The sequence below is a fragment of the Gimesia alba genome, from assembly GCF_007744675.1.
Taxonomy (GTDB): domain Bacteria; phylum Planctomycetota; class Planctomycetia; order Planctomycetales; family Planctomycetaceae; genus Gimesia; species Gimesia alba.
This window is the reverse complement of the sequence record NZ_CP036269.1, coordinates 930763-950231: the sequence shown is the minus strand read 5'-3', so window position 1 is coordinate 950231 and position 19469 is coordinate 930763. Positions and strand designations below refer to the sequence as shown.

The following is a 19469-nucleotide window of genomic DNA, read 5'->3' as shown; positions in this document are numbered from 1 at the left end:
CTCTATCTTAATAGAAAGCGTAAGGTCTTGCATTGAAATGCACGGTCAAAGCGTGGTAACTTTGACGAAAATTTGAAACTCCCTCGATAACGATTTGACTTAATAGAATTTAGGACAGCACCATGCGTCACGATTCCCGCCAGAACGATCAACTTCGCCCCATCAAAGTCCAACGGAGATATACCAAAGCCACCCCGGGCAGCATCCTGATTTCCGCCGGTGATACGGTGGTACTCTGCACGGCCAGTCTGGAAGATAGTGTGCCCCCCTGGAAGAAATACGACGAAACCCCGAGCGGCTGGGTGACCGCAGAATACAACATGCTGCCCGGCAGTACGTCTCCCCGAAAACGAAGAAAACCAGATGGACGTTCGAGCGAAATCCAACGACTGATCGGCCGCAGCTTAAGGGCGGTTGTTGATTTCGCAGCGCTCGGACCACGCACGATTACCGTCGACTGTGATGTGCTGCAGGCAGACGGAGGCACGCGGACGCTGAGTATCACTGGCGGTTTTCTGGCGTTACTCGATACCGTGTTGGCGATTCCCGAAACGTGCCAACTGGCCGAAGGAGAAATCTTCGATCCGAAAAAAGTGTTTTCTGACAGTGTGGCCGCGGTGAGCGTGGGTGTGGTGAGTGGTGAGCCGGTACTCGACCTGGATTACATTGAAGACAGCACCGCCGGCGTGGACATGAATGTGGTGATGACGGGCAGCAGCGACTTCGTCGAAGTCCAGGGAACCGCGGAAGGCCAGACCTTTAACCGAGGCATGCTCGACGCCCAACTGGAACTGGCGACACTGGGAATCAAACAGCTGACGAAAATTCAACGAGAGTGCTTCGGAGCCGACTGGCCTTTGTGAGGTTTTGGCTACGGCTAACAGTGAGCCAGCAGCAGGAGCAAATGATGGAGTCATACGTCATGAATCAATTTCTGCTATATGTTGTCATACTCGTCATGATCCCTGCAGGCTGTAGCCGAGATGTGCCACCTCCCGATGATGTGATGAATGTCTCTTCCATGTTAGAACTGACGGATCCCGAAGCCATCGCACAATGGGAGGCAAGTGCTGATAACATCAGTCATTCAAAAATTGAAGTAGTCGAGCTGTCTTACTTATACGACACTCTTGGAAACACCGAACAGAAATCTCCTCGCGCGGTCGCTGTCGAAATTTGCGAAGCCAGGCAAAACGGTATCACTCCGGAACAGCAGCAGGCGCTTGATTTTTTCGTGACTAATGAAAAAGAGATTCATACCACAGTTCGCAAAGCCATTTACCAGCAATATCAGGAGTCCTATCCTGACTACAAGGAAGCATATCAGCAGGCAGCTGAACTCTATGGTGGCCCAAACAATATCGAAGAGGAGTTACCCCCGATCATCTCAGGAACCGAACTGGATCAGCTGATCGACTTTGCCGCAATAAGAATCAATCCTGCTAAGGACGGTAAAGCAACAATCGGCATCACCGCCTTTGGAGAGTGGGATATTAATGGTATCGGAATACGCTTGCTGGATGGTAAAGTGATAGAAATCGGCAATGCGTATGTTGGTCTCTAGGTACAACCGGACGTCTCTATTAAAAATCACGGATTGTTTAGCTACCACGAAAAGCACGAAAGCACACGAAAAGAAGTGGGAATAAGATATGAACAAATCCCGACCGGAAATTCTTCGTGGAATTAAACGCTATCATCTGGAAGAATTTCAGGATCACATTCTGGATGGGCTGTTACCGGCCGTGGATCTGGTTCCGGGAAAGTCGGTGAAACGCAAGCTGCCTGCTGGACGTTCTAAATTTGGTGGCGAGCCTGACCTGCATGATCCTGAAGACTGGCCCTACGAACCTGCGGGACGACCGTTACACTTCCTGGCTCAAATTCGCTTAAGTGACCTGCCGGCAAAACATATTCCCCGTTCGATCCTGCCGGCAAAAGGCTGGCTCTGGTTCTGGTATGACAGCCTGGGAATGTGGGAAGAACTTTATTCGCTGCGGACTGACTGGATGACGCACGGTTTTCAAGTGACCTTTTCGCCTTCTGAGAGAAAACCGGTGCAACGCTGTTCCTTTCCAGATTTTTTAGAGCGGAAAATTCCGAAAGCAATCACCCGGAAAGGATACTTCAGGCCAGCGGCGGAAATTTATCGGCCTGCCCCTGAAGCATCGCTCCGTTTCAAGCCTATGTATTCCTTGAATATCCAGACACTGGATACACTTTACGATGCAGCAGATGACTGTGAAACAGAAGAGCTTGAGAATCAGATTTTCGAGTTTATCCATCATTTTTTTAAAACCAATCACCAGTTGTTTGGAGATTATGACGACCGCTTTGATGGAGACTGCCGTGAAAGTTGTCATCTGGCTATGAAAGCAAAATCCAAAGGAGAAAGCGTGCTTCATTACCGTCAAGATCCTGAAAAACCAGTCACCAACAGACAAAAAAAAGACTGGCGGTTACTACTGGATTTAGGTAGTGATAACCAATTCAACTGGTGCTGGAGTGATTTTGGTAGTTTATTATTCTGGATCCGAGAGCAGGATCTGGCGAAGCAAAATTTTTCCAAAGTGCATGGTATGATCTGCTCGAGCTGATTCGGTACAGGAGAATCTTGAGCTATATTTGTGATCTGCTAGCACGAAAGCACACGAAAAAGATTGATCTTTGGGGAAGTATCCCCCGTTAGAATCAGGGTGAGAAGGAACTGAAACTCTATCCAATTGTCCCCTGCTACTGATTTTTGTGGGGAGGAAGTTCTATGCTGTTCACGCTGGGGAAACGAGTTGCACAGGGTTATGGTCTGCTATTGGCGATGGCCATCGGCGGACTGGTATTTGCCAATCTGTTTGGGTTTGGTGCGTTTCTGGTTCAGGAAATCAGTTCCGATCATCAACGTGCCCCTGCTACGGAACCAGTCCAATGGTGGATACATTGCGGCTGGCTGGTCGGTGTGGGTCTGGCGCTGGCAGGAGCGTTCACAAAAAAACGGGCTTCCAAAAAACGCGCTGCTGCCAGACAGGCGGAGACTGACAATGAGCCGAAAGATCTGGCGACGCCGGAACCGGGAAACTGGAACACGATCGGCAAACGGAGCAGTATTTTTTCCTCGATCGGCTTCTTCGGTTTCGCCGGTGGGTTTGCGGGATTGATGCTGGGGGGCTCGCTGCTGTTGTTCTGGTTCTCGCTCGCATACAGTCCATTTGCTCCGGCTGGCTGGGCTTCTTCCGTCAACGTTGAACAGAGGGCCGATTCGCTGTTAGTCGAGAATCAAGAAGTCATGACAACGACTCACCCGGTCGCCCTGTATGCGTTTGGGATTCCGATTGCGCTGGGAGTGACCGGCGGTGCGGTACTGGGCGGCGTGGGAGCCGCGATGGGGAAAGTGGAAGATGTGGAATGAATTTTTTCTACCACGAAAAGCACGAAATTTTTCAGATGAAATGTAGGGGCTGGTCTATGTGCCAGCCCGCCTGGCGAAATTCAATCCGGTATCACGTGCTTGCAAAGGACCCAGCGAAAACTTTCGCAAATCATCATACAAATCACATTGAAACCGCGGGTAGCCCCATGCATCTACCCTACGATTATTTATTCGATTCGTTGTTACGAGATTACGCGTGGTCTCTGCGACCTCCTGTTGCCTACGGCAATCCCGAATTGCATTCGGGACCATCCAATCTTTTCTTTTTTTCGTGTGCGTTCGTGTTTTTCGTGGTAGTAAACAACAATAGACGGAGCGTTCTCTTAGCACTGTTAGTACCGTTTGACCATATAGCTGATGACGTAGCCGAGGATGGTGCGCCAGGTTTTCTCGACGGTTTCGTCCCATTCCCCGTCGAATTCCTGGACCGTTTCGATGACCGCTTCCAGCCAGACATCATACAGGGGGGGCTCAATATCCAGATGATCTCGGTCGTGCGTTCGGGCGCGTTCACGGAGTTCTTTCAGTGAATCGGGATCGCCGGCGGTGGCACCGGCTGCTAATCGGAGCGAGCGCAGCAGCATCTTGTTCTGCTGCTCAAAATTCGTATGACGGAACTTATCACGGATTTCCTCGGACGTTGACAGAAACCGATCATAAAACGCAGGGATGAAATCTTCATTTTCCATGCACCGGCCAAGGCTTTGCAGAAACTGATCTTTCGGCGTCATCGCTTCCATAGATTATCCACTCGAAACAAGATGATTCACTGCGCGCTCACTGGTTACTGTACTAACAGTTTTCACAGTGGAAATCAATGTGGCAAAATGAAACTTCCGATGCATATCAAGAACTGAAGTGGGATTCATGTCGTGACGAAGTCATTTCTCGAAACGATTCCAGCGTGCCTTGAGGGAAGAGATTTGAAAGGCGTGCCCTGCCTCGTGCTCGATGAGATGGAAGACCGCCCATTCGGGTGTAGTCTCGTAAGGTTGATCATTCACGGGAGGCCTCAACCGCCGCCATTCTTCGAGTTCCATTTTTTGAAACATCGAAAGTGCGATTTCCCGCGTCGCCTTGAGCCGCTGGATGTGATCTGCGAGAGACATACCGGCCACGTGACTGACTTTGCCGGCTTCGTCTGCCATCGGAATCGGAAACCATTCGCTGACTTCGGGTGGAAATTCCTGCTGCAACAGATCGAGATAGAGCCATGACATTTCGACAATCGCGATATGATAAAGCAGAGAGCTGATGGAATTTTCGCCGCCATCCGCACCCCGCCAGTCAAGTAAAGATTGATCGATGTCGCTGACGAGACGGAGCGTTCGTTTGCGAACTTCTTCGAGTCCCCACAGCCAACAACCGATTTCCGGATCGGATGCTGCAAACGGATCGATTTTCAAATAGTTAGTCATGGGGCTTTCGCTGAAAGTATCGAGTCAGTTTGTAAAGTTTCTTTCACGTTCATGTGATTCTACCACGAAAAGCCATTTTGAGCATGGTCAGTTTTTTGCTACCACGAAAAGCACGAAAGTCACGAACGGACTGATTCATGAAATATTGAACCCGAACAGCTCCTCTGGTGTCGTCCTCTCTGACTGAAAACAGGAACAGACACTATGACACTGCAGCATCGCACCAGATCTGATTTTCAAGATCAGATCTGGAATCGTAAAATTTACCTGACGGAAATATTATTGCTTGATTCAATTGACGATTGGGCGCGATCTGATGAAGATTTTCCGGTCAAGGATGTCGTTTCAGGAATCCTGCATCTATTTTCGTCACGTTGTGAACCAGAGAGTATCAATGATCGGCAACTTCAAGTATACCTTCATAAGCATGTAGAATCTCCTGAAGTGGAGTATTCTCTGACCTGGCCGAAACGAACTGCTACTGAAGGGCAAGAGTTGATTGACCTGATTTCACAAACGTTGTCTTCAGCAATCGCAGAATGGAATCATCACGGTAGTCACAATCTCACTGTCTCTTCTGTGCTGGAGCAAATTGTGGATCAGATCATGAAACAACAATATGTTGTTTTCCATCATCATGAAACGACCACTCGAGACCAAGGTGGTTTTAACGGCAAGGTTAAATCCTGAGTGACGCCGAGTTCAGCAAACTCAACTCAATCCTGTGATTGAATTTTTCAATATTTTGGAGTTCACAATGCGTGCCTATGTGCAACAGGGACAGAAAGGTGATCCGAATTATCTGAATCTGGAACGTATCGCGTATACCTTCTGGGAACGGGGTTATGAGATGCTGCGCTTCGATTACCCTGAACTCTGCGAGGGGGCTCTGGATCGTGGACTCCTGACGTATCCTGAAGAAACGATTGTTGCGGGCGGCGTGGGAACCGTACGTGAAGCGATCAAACGGGCGAACCGTTCTCTGCCTGATTTACAGGAACTGCCAGACTGTCTGGAACCGTGGATCGGTCGCAAGCACTGGACCTCCACTCTGGATGAGGTGCGTCAGCCGTTCGAGAAAGAAGTGCCTACACAACCGGTCCACGTGAAGCCTCTGCACGAACACAAACGATTCACGGGAACTGTTTTCAAGGAATTCCGCGACCTGATTCCCTCTGCAACGGTCGATGGTGCGACGGAAGTCCTGGTGCAGGAAGTGGTCGAATTTGTCTCGGAATGGCGGGCGTATCTCTTTCGTGGACGCATCAAAACGGTTGCGAATTATCAAGGCGATCCGCTGGCGTTCCCCGACCCGACTCGGATGCAGGCGGCTCTGGACGCATTCGAAAGCTGCCCCATCGCCTGCAGTATGGACTGGGGAATCACGTCTACCGGTGAAACACTGCTGGTGGAAGTGAATGACTGCTATGCCTTAGGAAACTACGGCATCAATATGTATATTTACACGGCGATGATCGAAGCCCGCTGGCGAGAGATCATGGAGCTCGAAGACAACGGAATTGGTGTGCTGCTCTAAACCGGGACCAGAGATCGGCTTCGTGTTTTTCTACCACGAAAAACACGAAAGCACACAAACGGGCTTGCTGGCTCACTCATTCCGTTTCTTCGTAGGTGCCTGCGACCGATCTGCCCCAGAAGGGGACTTTGGAATGATAGCCGGGGCACCAGAAGAAGTAGATACGCTGGGCTGACCACCAGATATCACAACCTCTCATATCAATCTCCAGACTGACAATCCCCGGGAACGGTGCATGAGGATATCCAACCAGGCACCAGTTGCTTTCAAGATCCGCGGGACGGTGGTCGTCATAGACTTGGGCCTGTGGTGGCAGACCCTGCCGATTCAGATCTACATAATATTGATGAACCTGAGTCATTCCCCACGTCCAGGTCATCCACCAGTAAACCCCCAGAACAACAGCGGTGATGGCCAGGCCCCTGCGATGTCGCCGGAAGAAATTTGGTTTCGATTGGGAATTCATGGATTCATTCCGCTCTGGAAATTGCGATCCGCGGTTTTCTCTGCTTCCCTTTTATATGCACTCAGGCAGGGATGCAAACAGAATTCGGTACAAATTAACCGCAGAGGCGAATCTGTGCGGGACTTTTACTGCTTTTGAAAGAAATCCCACCAACATGGTATCAACTTAGTTGGCAGATCGGTCGTGCAGGCAATTGCATGAATTGGGTTACGTTGTCAGAATGGGAGCCGATTTTGATTTTCATTAGGTCCGGGGAGAGTGTTTGTGGCGAATTCTGAGTATGTGGAAGTATTTAACTCCGGCGCCGTGGCCATTGATCGCTGGCGGACTGAGAACGCCGATGTCAAACCGGATTTGAGTGGCGCGGATCTGAGCGGAGCCGACCTGACCGAGACGAATCTGGTGGGCGCGGATTTGAGTGGTGCCAATTTAGTCGGCGCTGACTTGAGCGGCGCGGATCTCGTGGGTGCGAATCTGGTCGGCGCGAATCTGGAACAGGCGGACCTCTGCTTTGCCGATTTGAGTGGAACCGACTTGAGCTGGGCCAATCTGCATCGGGCGAATTTAAGACAGGCCATCTTCAACGGTGCCCACTCGCGAAATACGCTCTGGGTCGAAGTTGATTTATCCCGCGCCGTGGAGCTGGAGACCGTCATTCATTGGGGGCCGAGTTCTCTGGGCGTCAACACGATCCTGAATTCCAAAGGGAACATCCCGGTCGAATTTCTGCGTGGTTGCGGTCTACCGGATGATATGATTGCCCGCGTTCCCGACTATTTTACTGAGATCACTTCCGAATCCTCTTCCTGCTTTATCAGCTATAGCCCGGAAGATGCCGCGTTCGCACTGCGATTATATGAAACATTGCAGGCACGAGGAATCCGTTGCTGGCTGGATGAAAAGCGGTCGCAGGCCGGAGTGAATGTTCCCACCGATCGGGGACTCAAAATCTGGGACAAGGTGCTCTTGTGTGCTTCGAAACATTCCCTGACCAGCGACTGGGTGAATCAGGAAATAGAGATCGCATTCGAAAATGAAGATCGGCAATACAGACGGGATACTGATGTCATCCGTTCGCTGCTCCCTTTGAATCTGGATCAGCATCTGTTCGATCACTGGGAGCATCAAAATAAACAGACACTCTGCGATCGCGTGGCCGCCGATTTCAAAGGCTGGGAAACGGATCAGAAGACCTTTGATTCGCAAGTGGAACGCGTGATTACCGCGCTGCAGACAGATCATTTCGGTGAGGCACCGGCTTAGAAATTGCCGGCAATGAACCACCCTGCCTGAATTTTCAGATTTCATGCTGCCAAGCCAGCCTGGATTGCTATGATAATAATGCGAATCCCGTTTCGGGTAATCGTATTCTTGACATTCTAATGTTGATTCCCTCTCAGGAGCCACTCTCATGGTTACGATCAAAACCGTACGGCGTTTTTTCCTTTTCTCACTGGTCCTTTCATTATTCATCCTTAACGCAGAAGTACATGCAGCGAAAGATTCTGCACTCCCCGCCGTAGGAGACAAGGCTAAGGATTTTGAACTGGCGAATCTGAAGGGGCAGAAGATCAAACTCTCGGATGAGTTGAAAAAAGGGCCTGTCGTGCTGCTGGTGCTGCGTGGATATCCGGGTTATCAATGCCCGATCTGCACACGGCAGGTGGGACAGTTCATTACAAATGCCAAGAAACTGAAGGCGGCGAAGGCAACCGTGATCATGGTCTATCCCGGCCCGTCGAAGGAACTGGAAAAACGTGCCGACGAATTTATTCACAATCAAAGTCTGCCGGACCATTTTCAGTTCCTGATCGATCCGGATTATAAATTTACGAACGCCTACCATCTGCGGTGGGACGCCAAACGGGAAACCGCGTATCCGTCCACGTTCGTAATCGGCAAGGATGGTAAGATCAAATACGCGAAAAGCAGCATGACACACGGCGGCCGAGCGAATGCGAAAGAGGTTTTAAAAGCGCTCGGTGAGTGAATTTTTGTAGGGGCAGGTCTATGTGCCTGCCCGCCAAACGGCGTTCAATTCCAAAACACACTTTGAACGGAACCGGAAACAAACGCCGGAACTCAACACACAAACAACGTCGAGACCGCGGGCTGCCACATAGGGCAGCCCCTACATTTAACAGAGCAAACGCGTCTTTCATTCAACGGCTTCCTCATGGATGGCACACGCTACCGTGATCTAGTTTGTATTTTTCTACTACGAAAAACACGAAAGGAGTGAGCACGGATGGGATCCGGACCGAGCGTAGCGAGCAGGAGGTTTTAGAGAAAACGTTTGTTCTGTTCTATTCGCTACTCATACCCCAACGTAGGTGTCGACTCGCCTTGCGATTGACAACATGATAAGAGCGTGCAAAGGAAGCCGAAATCTTCGTTCGTACGTGAATTCAAAATCAACCCGTACCCTGTGGGCTGCCACACAGGGCGGCCCCTACATCTCGTCGATGATTTCCTGTTCGCCCGGGCGGCACTGATCCGGGGGTGTGCGGAACCAGCCGACGAGGTAGGCGGAGAGTCCAAAACAGAAGATCGCCAGTAGCGTGATCACAATCGCGGGGGCGAGAATAATCTGTTGGGCAACCAGTGGAGGCACTACGACAATCAACAGGATCTCCAGCGGAGAGATGCCGACAAACGCCAGGCCGTAATCCTGCAGGGTTTTGGATCTCAATTGCGGATCGACAATTCTGAGGAGTAACACACCGATCCCCACCACGCCTGTCATCCAGCCGTAAGCAAAGATACTGCGCTCGAACCAGAAATTGTGAAACAGGTGGCGTCCCAGAAACCAGAGCATGGCGAGAGCATAAAGAAAACCGACCAGCGACATCACGATCAACGGGACCATGTATTCCACCACGACACTGATTTTGATCGAGGCGACGCCGAAGGCAATCAGATAATCGGAGACCGACGACCCGATGCGCGACATGATCTGGCGATCCACGTATTTCCCCAGCTGACAGAATTCCAGCACGACCTGCAGGACCGCACTTACCAGCAGTGCCACCGCAAACAGCGGCAGGATTACTTTGACTTCCAGCACATGCCGAAAACCATAATCAATGGCATGCGCGCCGCCGAAGGCCGCCAGTACCAGAGCCAGATGCCAGGTCAGTGGATCGAGGGACATGGCACTGACGGTATTGGTTCCCATGGAGGACTGCTCTTCAGGAGGCAGAAAACCGGATCGGGCGCTCTCGGGAAGATCCTGAGCTGACTTGACCAGATGGCTCCAGCCCAGTCGGGTGGCGATGTTGATTAATGTCAGCCCGCCGAAAATACCGGTCAGCAGTCCGATCGTCGCGAACGTGTATCCCAGACTGAGTGCATCGTCAAAGCCTCCCGCGGTGAGGGATTCACTCACCGCCGTCGCCGTCCCGTGTCCGCCTGCAAAACCGGCGGGCATCAAGAGTGCAAAGCCGGGATTCAGATCGGGAAACAGATACGGCAGGACAAACAGGCCGAACAGCAGAGCAATCCCGAACTGACCGATGTAGGCAGCGAAGTTATAAAACCAGGTATCGCCGACTTTTCGCAACATCGTTTGCAGCGAAGGCCGACGGGGTTGATGTCCCAGAAAGAGCGTGGCGAATAGAATCGCGATGAGTTCATAAGGATAACGGTCCATCGCGGTTTTGCCGTCAGCGGTCAGGCTGAAAGGCAGCAGGTCCAGCAGTTGCGGGCCGCCCGCCAGTCCCAGAAAACCAGCCAGAATGGGAGCGGGGATCAGCAGGTGTTGCAGAAAGCGAATCCGCGATCGTAGTAGATGTGCAATCACCAGCAGGATCGAGATGATGGCAAAGTCTGCAAACATTGTGTTGAGCGAGTTTCTATTTTCAGCTTGACGGTTAAGATGAGAAACCTGATTTGAAATAGCGTAACAGGCTCTCCCGTGATTCACCAGTTAGGGGAACTGGAATTCAAATGAAAGCCGTGCGTCATTAATATCGATCAGACGACTTGTTGAGCGGCACGGCGTTTGCGATGTAAGAATACGTCTTGTCCGACAATGTGATGTCGCCCTTGTTTACTGGACTACGACCGCAGAAAAGACCCATTAGCCGCAGGGCGTTAGCCCCGGTTGTGCGTCTTTGGTAAGGCCCGTTCGAATTAAGAAACCCTACCTAGCGCCATGCCGCTCGTTTTTGGAGTATCGAGACGATCATTCGGACGGTTGATCAAGGACTGTTGGGTCAGCCAACAGCTCCCTCTCTCTTTCTTGTTCCCTCTTTCGTGCTTGTTCCCTCTCTATCTCCTGTTCTACCAGTGCGGCAAGCGTGGAAGCATCCAGATAAGTTTGTCTGTTCTTAATATAACAGCGTTCGATCTGCTGTATCTCGACATCTCTGTCTTTCATCCTTAATCTCACCAGGGTGTCTATCAGCAATTCTGGTGAATGCCCGCGCAAACGGATCGCAATGATATTCAGGATGCTGACATGAGAGTGGCACAATAAGGCACGACGCCACGGAAGAAAAATGCGAAACAGGAAAGACAAACTGATCATCACGACCACTCCTGCCACAAATCCCAAAACGAATGACTGGTTCATTGATTGATACTTTCATTCCGTTTTTGACGATTTCTTTTCAGTAGCGACATACAGACTGAATTTGATTCAGTTCGACTATCACCGTTCATAACAGAAATCAGCAACCGGTGGCTAGTATCGAGACGATCATTCGGATGGTTTCTCGCGCACTGTCGGGCGAGCCGACAGTGGCACACGGAGGCTGTAACACTGGTGTTTTTACTCGAACATTTCCGGGCGGGCGTGGCGTTGCATGAGCATGCCGCCGGTGAGGTTCTGGACGTTTTCGAAACCGGACTGTTTCAGAATGCGGGCGGCGACGTAAGCACGTAGTCCGGTATGGCAGACGGTGATGAGCGGCTGGGAGGCGTCCAGTTCGTGCAGGCGACCGCGGAGTTCGTCGACGGGGATGTGTGTGATCTCGGGGAAGCGGAAGGTATCGACTTCCTTTTGAGAGCGGACATCGAGAATCTGATAGCCGGAGAGGTCGGCGTCGACTTCGATGATGCTGGTCAACTGATCCAGATCATTGCCGGCAACGAAGGCGGCCATGTGGATCGGGTCTTTGGCAGAACCGAAGGGGGGCGCGTAAGCCAGATCGAGGCCGGCGAGGTCACGGATGGTCCCTTTGAATTTTAAGGCGGTGGCAATGACATCGATGCGTTTATCGACGCCCTCTTTGCCGACAGCCTGGGCGCCTAAGATCTGCCCGGTTTCCGGGTCGTAGGTCAATTTGAAAAACAGAGATTCGGCGCCCGGGAAATAGCCGGCATGATGTTTGGGGATGACAATCACCGAGCGGTTTTTGCGCTGGGATCGTTCGGCTGTTTTTTTACTGAGACCCGTGACTGCCGCGGTCAGACCAAAGACGCGGACGATGGCGGTTCCCATCGGTGCGATCATCGCATGCGCACTGTCAGTGACGGCGTGCTGTCCGGAAATACGGCCCGCGCGATTCGCGGGACCGGCGAGGGGGATGCGCTGTGGCTGTTCCAGAACGCCGTGCGTGTATTCGACGGCATCGCCGACCGCATAGATATGGGAGTGCGAGGTCTGCATGAATTCGTTGACGGCAATACCGCCACAGTTGCCGATCTCAATACCGGCTGCTTTCGCCAGCTCGATGGCGGGGGCCACGCCGATTCCCAGAATCACGATGTCAGCTGTGATGGAAGTTCCATTGCCAAGTTCGACGCCGACCGCCTTGGAGTCTTCCACGTTCACGGCTTCGACGGCGGTGCCGAGGTGCACTTTGACGTCGTGCGCGGTTAGTTCATTCTGAACGAGCCGCGCCATTTCGGGATCCAGAGGAGGCAGGACCTGTGGCTGCAGTTCGACCAGTTCGGTTTCAATCTGCAGGCAGTGCAGCTGTTCGACCATTTCCAGGCCGATAAAGCCGGCACCGACGACCACTGCGCGCTGGCAATTGTGCTGTTTGATATATTCCTTAATCGTGTCGGCGTCATTCAGGTTGCGGAGCGTGAAGACATTGCCGGCGTCAATGCCGGGAAGTGGCGGAACCAGCGGTGCAGCGCCCATCGAGAGAATCAGGCGATCCCAGCTTTCTTCCGATAGTGCCCCCGTTTTCTGGTTGAGGACCGAGACCGTTTTCTGTTCCTGATTGATCGACTGCACCAGATGTCGGGTGCGGACATCAATGTTGAAGCGATTTTTGAAGAGTTCGGGAGTCGCGACGAGCAGCTTGTTGCGTTCGGCAATTTCCTCGCCGATATAATAGGGCAGACCACAGTTGGCAAACGAGACGTATTCGTCTTTCTCGAACAGAATGATCTCGGCTGCTTCGTGACAGCGTCGAGCCCGTGCTGCGGCACTCGCGCCGCCGGCGACGCCGCCCACGATGATGACTTTCATGGCCTCTGTGTCTGACATCTCACGCCTTTCCTGTTGGTCTCGGAACAATCAGCTCTGACATTCAGAGCGGCATTATAGGAAGGTTTGATTCGTTCGACTACTGACAGGCATTCCCAATCGGAGATGTCTTTTCGATCAAGGTGTTTCCGGTTCGGCAATGAAACTCATGTGCAGTTCCGCGTGTCGGCGGTGCAGCAGGTCCCATTCATCGCGGGTTAATTCACCAAAGACGGGGCTGGGATAGCGCTGGCTTTCCGTTTCAAGACGCTGGATGGATTTTTTTAAATGTTCCAGGCCGGACTGATCTTCGAGCGGATTGGGCGCTAATGCCTCTTTTGTTGCCCCTTTTAATTGAAAACCGGGAGACATGCCGTGCTTGAAGATACGGTGCTTAAAATAATAGATTCCAATCATTCTGATCGGCCAGGCAATCTTGAAGTCAAAGCCATCGAGCGAACGATCCATCAAGCGGGCCAGATGTTCGAAGATCTGCCCTTTAGACCAGCCACCGGTTGTGGGTGCGTCAGACGCGGTCAACCGTGTGGCGTCGTCAACGATTTCCTGTAAAGACGCGTACGACAGGCTTCTTCTGGCGGCAGTTTGTGCAGACATGGATTGTTCCCTTTTCGATTCGGGTTTGATCAGATCTTGTAAGTTAAGGAACTTCGTTTATTTCCGGTTCCATTCCAAGAGTATTTTAGGATTGCACGTCGTTCGGCGGGCTGGCACATAGACTAGCCCCTACAATGGCTTGCTTCGTTCCGGTATTTTGAAATTGCTCGCATTCTCTCTCGCCATGTGCTACTTCCAGCGGGCCCGCGGGATCGACATTGTCCATGAAAGGATGATGGTTTATTTTTGGAATCCGGATCTGGAATAACAACCCTCTCAATCTGAGTTTTATGTTTCTTTGATCCAATTGTCGCCGTAAACGGGCAAGCGTGTGACGTCGCCTGCAAAGTAATAGGCGTGTACCGTTTCCGAAACGGCAGGATGCTGCAGTTCGATTTTCTGGCGCGAAAACCAGTTTTCGGAGACGCCTTCGACTTCATCGAGACGTGCGATACCCGCTCCGTCGACGCTCCACAATTCTCCTTGAATGCTGACTCCATTTCCGGGATCAATCACAAGGCCGGGATAGTCGCCGCAATCGTACATCGTGTAACCGGGAATCGTGTGTGCTGTTTCGAGAAAAATCTGATCTGCCAGGTGATGGGAACGACAGAAGCCGCGTTTTAAGGTTCCATAGACAAAAATCAGCGTGCGGGGTTCCGGGGACATCATCTTTTGTTTCTACTCACTATGGGCTTCTGCCCTGAGTTGTTGTCTGGTTTTCTCAGTCAGTTGATTCCAGTGAACACCGGTCAGTGCCCCCTGTAATGCATAGAGCAAATTCAGACTGCACCGCGGCTGTTGCTGCTTGACCATCAGATAAGCGGCAACGGCACCAGTCTGCTTGAGATCACCGCAGGTCCGAATTCCGGCCTGTTCCAGCCAGTGAGCGCTCTTCGGTCCCAGATTTCGTAATTTTTCTATCGGAATAGAATCCTGTAAAGCATCAGCGGCCATTACTTTTCCTCAATTGAAAGATTTGCAGGCATGTAGACACTTCGCAGCAGAAGCGAATTCACTTAAAATTTGCTCTGATGTGGTATGCCAACCCTGACATGACATTATACACACTCACTCCTTTGAAAGTCCGCCATGGAATGGTCTGCCTTTCTGATTTATCTTCTGATCGCGGTCTGCTGCGCACTGCTGGTATGGTTTGGGATCAAAGTCGGCTTTCGGACTGACTCTGAACCGGAATCGATGATCCGTGAGCCTGAAGCAACGAACGCCGCGGATTCGCTTCCTGATACAGCACGTAAACTGCACTGGAATTTCACGGCGGCGTTAATCGTCGTGCCGACGCTGCTGCTGGTGCTGGGGATCAGCATGCAAACAGCGTCCTGGCGTCATCCCGTGACAGGCACTCTGGCGGGGATGCTGGTTTTGATCTGGGGTATGGCGGTCTGCTCGGGCATGTTGTCGTTTCCCAGGCCGACTGTGGAAACCATCGACTCTTCGCTGCCTGATTTTCCGGTGGTTGATCTCAACGATGCCGGATTGACGGAACGGCCCCCAGAGACAGAGGAGCTGTCCTGATGCTGATCGCGATGTCGTTGATACTGTTGGCTGTGTTGCTATTCGCTTCACTCATCCTGGCAGAATCCGCTTTTACGGACGAACCACGGAATCTGAAAACGCGTCTGCTCGATTCAATGCAGCGTATTGCCTGGGGACAACGTCACCCGCAAAAGCGATCTCAGCGTGGACTGCTGTTGTTTTCGCTCTGCTGTTGTCTGCTGTCGATCGGCCTCATTCCTCAGTTGGCGACTTTGCTTTCACCCTTTCATTCCCGTTTGCCTGCCGGTGCTTTCCTCGTGTCTGGCTCGTTTGCGCCATTGATACTCTTGGGACTGATCGCCTTGCTGCAGGTTTCCGGCGAAATCAGTCTGGCGTTGACGGAAGGACGACAGAGTTCTTCGGCGGCGTTGTTACTCAACAGTTTTTTCTGGCTGCCGCTGTTACTGGCGTGGGCCGCGATTGCCGCTTATCTGCCCGTTGATTCTCCGCAAGCTGCGCACGGCGCGGTCACGTCCATGTGGCTGTTCGTGTTGCAGCCGCTGGGTTGTCTGGCGTTTATACTGGCTTTGCTGGGCCCTTATCTGTTGATCAATGCCTGTCCCACTCATCGCGTGAGCCCCGTTCAGAACTGGATTCGTGAATTGCGAATGCTGACCGGCGTGCTGCTGATTGTCTCACTGATCGGGGGTCGCAGTTGCTTTGCGTCAAGCGAGACAGTGAATATGCCTCTGGACATCGGAGGGGCAGTGATGCAGGTGGTGTTGATCCCGGTTTTGATCTGGATGACGTTGCGACTAAAAACATTTTTGCGGCGACGAAGCCTCGACCCGACACAACTCTGGCAAATGTTACTCTGGCTGGCTTTGATCGCGGTAACTGCATCGTTTCTTGCCTTTCATATACTGGGGATGTCGGATCATTTAATGCATGTGTTAATGAACTTCAGTCTGCTGGCAATCTGGGCCGGATTTATCGTGCCGAAATATCCGCTCAGATCGACGCCGACGGCTTCGGATTAATTTTTAACTCTCATCAGAAATCAAACGTGGCATGAACGACCTCACCTTTTACCTGCCGGGCACTGCGGATAACCTGCTGTTTCTGACGCTGGCAGTGCTGGTACTGCTGATGATGACCGGCATCTATGGTTATCTGAATGTGGATTCGCATTCAACGGCAGACAATCCACGCAAAATGCGCGGGGGCTGGCCGGCGTTGTCGTTGTTCGCGCTGGCGGTGTTATTTTTCTGGTTTGGCCGGCCGCTGTCTGAAGAAACCGGAAGTCGCGTCCAGGAGCTGTTCGTTCTGATTAGCCAGTTTGCGACGGCATTCATCGTACTCGGTTTTGGCGCGGCGGCAGTGTTGTCGTCCGATTTGAAATGGTCACTCACCGCGGCCACGATTTCGTTTCTGACCAGCGGGCTGTTATTGCTGCAGGCAGAGCTGCTGCCGCTGGTGCTGCTCTGCTGGATGATTCTAGGAGGAATGGTACTGCTGTTTCTGTATCGCGGTATTTTCACGCCGGACGCACACGTGGACGATTCGAGCGACGAAGGCCCTTTTCGCGAGCCGTTTCTGTCCTGTCTGGCATGTGGGCTATTGCTCTGCTGCTGCCTCTGGGTGGTGCATCGGGAATGGGGGTCAATCACGGATCAACCGACAGCGGAGACGGAACCGGCGGCGCACGTCGAAGACCTGACGCTGGTACAACAGTTTTTAACCGCACATTCTCTGTTGTTTAATTTACTGCTGATTTTTGTTGCTGTTGCATTTATAGGCATCACGCGCCTGACGGCGGAGCAGCGTAAAGTGGATTTCACACATTCAGATGAATGGGGAGTACAACCATGATCCTTTCGCAATCTGCCCCCCTGCTGCATAACTATCTACTGATCGCGGTGACGCTGATCGTGCTCGGTTTTCTGGGCATGTTGCTACAACGCAATCGTCTGGCGACCCTGTTTTCGCTGTTACTCTGGCTGCAGGGCGCCGGTCTGGTGTTTGCCGCTTATGGACAGTTTCAGAGTTCGCAGAAGGGGAACTTCTATTTCCTGATTGTGGCGTTAATCGTGATCACGCTGCTGTGTACTCTGGCCGCTCTGATTTTTCATGCCCGACGATATTTGAAACAGGAGCAGGTCGAACCGGAACCGCGGGAAGGAACGAACGCGCGTGGATAAAACGATCACGCTGTTACTTCAACTGAGTCTGATTACGCCCTTCGTGATGGTGCTGGTGGCTGCGCTGGTGGGATTCCGAATCTTAAAAGGCCGTCCACACTGGCCTGCACTGATTGGTGTCGTACTGACCACAATGGTTGCGGTCACGTCCGTCTTTTTTTTCCGTTCCCGGCTTCAGAGTCAATCTTATTCACGGACGTTGATTGACTGGCTCTCATTGGGAAGCGGAGAGGAAAGCCGGCTCTCGATTGGTGTCTTGTTTGACCCGCTGAGTCTTGCGTTTTTCCTGTTGATCTCGCTGGCATCCCTGTTTTATCTGCTGCTCGACCATTCCTTCTCAGTGCTGCCTGCTCCCCGATCCCGCCGGCAGTTTACTTCACTGCTGTATTTACTCTGCTTCTTCGCAACAGCGGGCATCGTACTGGCGACCAATTTTTTGCAGTTATTCCTGTTCTGGCTGATGTTGTCGATGAGCATGAATCTGCTGCATGAACTGAATCTGCCCGACGAGAGTTCACCGGAAGCACCACACCGACACTGGTGGGGCTGGAATGCGTTCTCTGACGCGATGCTGCTGCTGGCGATTTTTTTAATCAGCGTCAACTTTAAATCGTTGAATTTCCTGACCTGTCTGCAGCCGGATGCGATTCAGGCAGCGTACACACAAAACCGGGTCGCTTTGCCCGGAATCGGGGCGGCACTCTTTCTTGCCGCCCTGCCTCGCCTGAATCTGTTTCCGGCGTCCGCACTGATTGTCTGCCGTAAAACGCCCTGGAATTCATCCTCTTTAGCAGCACTCAGTCTGCTCTCACTTCCCGCAGGTCTGTTTTTGCTACTGCGTACGGCTCCCTATTTTTTCGCGATTCAAGCCAACCAGCGTCTGCTGCTGCAGCTGGGAACCCTGTCTGCGTTCCTGACGCTGTTCTCCGCGATCAGTCTCACGCGCGGTCAGCAGCGAGACCGCGTGTTGTATTGGCTCTCTGCGACGATGGCGGGCATGACGGTTGCCATTCTGGGCATGAGTCGCGGTTCTTCGCTGCATCTGATTCTGGCGCTGGTGCTGCTGCAGACCAGTCTGTTTGCCGTGCTGATCCCCATTCAGCATCGGCTGCAGGAGGGAACGCTGCCTCCGCAATCGATGGGTTCGATTCAAGTCTGCGTGCTGCTGTTACTGACCGCGTCCGTCGCTGGCCTGGGTACGATGTTGAACCCCCTGATCGCGGCCCGAGCCGCCGCACAGAATTTGCGGTCGGAGTTGATGGTCTGGCTGATGCTGTTGATTCTCGCCGGCTATGTCTTTGGCCTGGCCCGGTTTTATTTTTTCCTCAATGCCAGATCCAAATCAGCCGACAGTCGCGCGAATTTTCCTGTGCTGCCGCTGTGGGGCATCACGGTTTTGATTTGTTTGACGAGTGTTTCCGTTTATGTGCGGCTGCCGTTTTTCCCGCAACTCTGGCCGGCGTTGATGACGGGCGACAGCGAGAATCCCTTTGATCGTGACTGGTTGTTCTGCAGTCTGTTTTGTGTGATGCCGCTGGTGGCGCTAGTTCTGGCCTGGATGACGGCGTCGAAAACAGATCGCCGCAAACCCGATGCATCCCCGGAGCCGGCACTGATTCAATTAGGACAGTCGCACTATTATTCGCTCACGTTGTTGAACCGGACGTTGATTCACCCCCTGCAATTTTGTGCGAAATTCGTCTCTCTGTTGGATGAATGGATTCTGGCACTGGGCAGTCGATTTTCTCTGGAGACGCTACCAAATTACTGGGGCCAACTGTTGAAACAGATGCAGAACGGCCAGGTTGCCTTTCAGACGCTGGTTTTGCTGTTCACGCTTTCCATTTTAATTTTCGTGCTGATGGTGTTGCAGATCTAAACGTCGTT

The 19469-nt window shown here is 52.2% G+C and carries 22 protein-coding genes; 13 read left to right on the top strand and 9 right to left on the bottom strand.

Annotation, left to right across the window (positions count from 1 at the left end; all coding sequences use genetic code 11):
• Positions 1 to 122 precede the first annotated feature (122 nt).
• From rph to Pan241w_RS03605, 4 genes are all read left to right on the top strand, one after another.
• Positions 123 to 863, top strand: coding sequence for a ribonuclease PH (rph, locus tag Pan241w_RS03620; RefSeq protein ID WP_145211083.1), 741 nt, complete (start codon positions 123 to 125; stop codon positions 861 to 863).
• Positions 864 to 922: 59 nt separating this feature from the next.
• A complete protein-coding gene (locus Pan241w_RS03615; protein WP_145211080.1) occupies positions 923 to 1564 on the top strand; it encodes a DUF6985 domain-containing protein in 642 nt (213 codons plus the stop codon).
• 88 nt (positions 1565 to 1652) lie between these two features.
• Positions 1653 to 2597: a DUF1963 domain-containing protein gene (locus tag Pan241w_RS03610; protein ID WP_145211077.1), complete on the top strand. Its 945-nt coding sequence runs from the start codon at positions 1653 to 1655 to the stop codon at positions 2595 to 2597.
• 164 nt (positions 2598 to 2761) lie between these two features.
• The gene (locus Pan241w_RS03605; RefSeq protein WP_145211074.1) at positions 2762 to 3403 is read left to right on the top strand and encodes a hypothetical protein; all 642 of its coding nucleotides are present in this window, start codon (positions 2762 to 2764) and stop codon (positions 3401 to 3403) included.
• Positions 3404 to 3756: 353 nt separating this feature from the next.
• Here Pan241w_RS03605 and Pan241w_RS03600 read toward each other — a convergent pair whose 3' ends face one another.
• Both Pan241w_RS03600 and Pan241w_RS03595 read right to left on the bottom strand, forming a co-directional pair.
• Positions 3757 to 4164, bottom strand: coding sequence for a globin (locus tag Pan241w_RS03600; protein WP_145211071.1), 408 nt, complete (start codon positions 4162 to 4164; stop codon positions 3757 to 3759).
• A gap of 141 nt (positions 4165 to 4305) precedes the next feature.
• On the bottom strand, positions 4306 to 4842 hold the full coding sequence (locus tag Pan241w_RS03595) for a DinB family protein (protein WP_145211069.1): 537 nt from the start codon (positions 4840 to 4842) through the stop codon (positions 4306 to 4308).
• Between the two features lie 282 nt (positions 4843 to 5124).
• Between Pan241w_RS03595 and Pan241w_RS03590 the strand changes: the two genes are divergently transcribed.
• Both Pan241w_RS03590 and Pan241w_RS03585 read left to right on the top strand, forming a co-directional pair.
• On the top strand, positions 5125 to 5532 hold the full coding sequence (locus Pan241w_RS03590) for a hypothetical protein (RefSeq protein ID WP_145211066.1): 408 nt from the start codon (positions 5125 to 5127) through the stop codon (positions 5530 to 5532).
• A gap of 67 nt (positions 5533 to 5599) precedes the next feature.
• The gene (locus tag Pan241w_RS03585; RefSeq protein ID WP_145211064.1) at positions 5600 to 6379 is read left to right on the top strand and encodes an ATP-grasp domain-containing protein; all 780 of its coding nucleotides are present in this window, start codon (positions 5600 to 5602) and stop codon (positions 6377 to 6379) included.
• Positions 6380 to 6455: 76 nt separating this feature from the next.
• Here Pan241w_RS03585 and Pan241w_RS03580 read toward each other — a convergent pair whose 3' ends face one another.
• Positions 6456 to 6845: a hypothetical protein gene (locus tag Pan241w_RS03580; RefSeq protein WP_145211062.1), complete on the bottom strand. Its 390-nt coding sequence runs from the start codon at positions 6843 to 6845 to the stop codon at positions 6456 to 6458.
• Between the two features lie 264 nt (positions 6846 to 7109).
• Here Pan241w_RS03580 and Pan241w_RS29970 point away from each other — a divergent pair, with 264 nt between their 5' ends.
• The gene (locus Pan241w_RS29970) at positions 7110 to 8108 is read left to right on the top strand and encodes a toll/interleukin-1 receptor domain-containing protein (protein ID WP_315940504.1); all 999 of its coding nucleotides are present in this window, start codon (positions 7110 to 7112) and stop codon (positions 8106 to 8108) included.
• A gap of 148 nt (positions 8109 to 8256) precedes the next feature.
• Positions 8257 to 8835, top strand: coding sequence for a peroxiredoxin family protein (locus tag Pan241w_RS03570; protein ID WP_145211058.1), 579 nt, complete (start codon positions 8257 to 8259; stop codon positions 8833 to 8835).
• 462 nt (positions 8836 to 9297) lie between these two features.
• Here Pan241w_RS03570 and Pan241w_RS03565 read toward each other — a convergent pair whose 3' ends face one another.
• From Pan241w_RS03565 to Pan241w_RS03540, 6 genes are all read right to left on the bottom strand, one after another.
• A complete protein-coding gene (locus Pan241w_RS03565) occupies positions 9298 to 10683 on the bottom strand; it encodes a sodium/glutamate symporter (RefSeq protein WP_145211056.1) in 1386 nt (461 codons plus the stop codon).
• A 348-nt stretch (positions 10684 to 11031) separates the two neighbouring features.
• On the bottom strand, positions 11032 to 11421 hold the full coding sequence (locus Pan241w_RS03560) for a hypothetical protein (protein WP_145211054.1): 390 nt from the start codon (positions 11419 to 11421) through the stop codon (positions 11032 to 11034).
• 198 nt (positions 11422 to 11619) lie between these two features.
• Positions 11620 to 13290: an FAD-dependent oxidoreductase gene (locus tag Pan241w_RS03555; RefSeq protein ID WP_145211051.1), complete on the bottom strand. Its 1671-nt coding sequence runs from the start codon at positions 13288 to 13290 to the stop codon at positions 11620 to 11622.
• 117 nt (positions 13291 to 13407) lie between these two features.
• On the bottom strand, positions 13408 to 13884 hold the full coding sequence (locus Pan241w_RS03550) for a DUF1569 domain-containing protein (protein WP_145211047.1): 477 nt from the start codon (positions 13882 to 13884) through the stop codon (positions 13408 to 13410).
• A gap of 288 nt (positions 13885 to 14172) precedes the next feature.
• Positions 14173 to 14556, bottom strand: coding sequence for a gamma-glutamylcyclotransferase family protein (locus Pan241w_RS03545; protein WP_145211044.1), 384 nt, complete (start codon positions 14554 to 14556; stop codon positions 14173 to 14175).
• A gap of 9 nt (positions 14557 to 14565) precedes the next feature.
• Entirely contained in the window at positions 14566 to 14841 is a 276-nt protein-coding gene (locus tag Pan241w_RS03540; protein ID WP_198000308.1) for a TfoX/Sxy family protein, read from the bottom strand.
• A 135-nt stretch (positions 14842 to 14976) separates the two neighbouring features.
• On the opposite strand from Pan241w_RS03540, the gene Pan241w_RS03535 reads away from it, so the two are divergent.
• The 5 genes from Pan241w_RS03535 to Pan241w_RS03515 are packed head-to-tail and all read left to right on the top strand — an operon-like array spanning position 14977 to position 19461.
• Positions 14977 to 15420 (top strand): hypothetical protein, encoded by a 444-nt coding sequence (locus Pan241w_RS03535; protein ID WP_145211041.1) that lies wholly within the window; start codon positions 14977 to 14979, stop codon positions 15418 to 15420.
• The gene (locus Pan241w_RS03530) at positions 15420 to 16421 is read left to right on the top strand and encodes a hypothetical protein (protein WP_145211038.1); all 1002 of its coding nucleotides are present in this window, start codon (positions 15420 to 15422) and stop codon (positions 16419 to 16421) included. The genes Pan241w_RS03535 and Pan241w_RS03530 overlap by 1 nt, the downstream gene beginning before the upstream one ends.
• 31 nt (positions 16422 to 16452) lie before the next feature.
• Positions 16453 to 17253 (top strand): hypothetical protein, encoded by an 801-nt coding sequence (locus Pan241w_RS03525; RefSeq protein WP_145211036.1) that lies wholly within the window; start codon positions 16453 to 16455, stop codon positions 17251 to 17253.
• Positions 17250 to 17582: an NADH-quinone oxidoreductase subunit K gene (locus Pan241w_RS03520; protein WP_198000307.1), complete on the top strand. Its 333-nt coding sequence runs from the start codon at positions 17250 to 17252 to the stop codon at positions 17580 to 17582. Before Pan241w_RS03525 ends, Pan241w_RS03520 begins: the two co-directional genes overlap by 4 nt.
• Positions 17575 to 19461 (top strand): NuoL/Nad5 family protein, encoded by a 1887-nt coding sequence (locus Pan241w_RS03515; protein WP_145211030.1) that lies wholly within the window; start codon positions 17575 to 17577, stop codon positions 19459 to 19461. The genes Pan241w_RS03520 and Pan241w_RS03515 overlap by 8 nt, the downstream gene beginning before the upstream one ends.
• Positions 19462 to 19469: the final 8 nt, after the last annotated feature.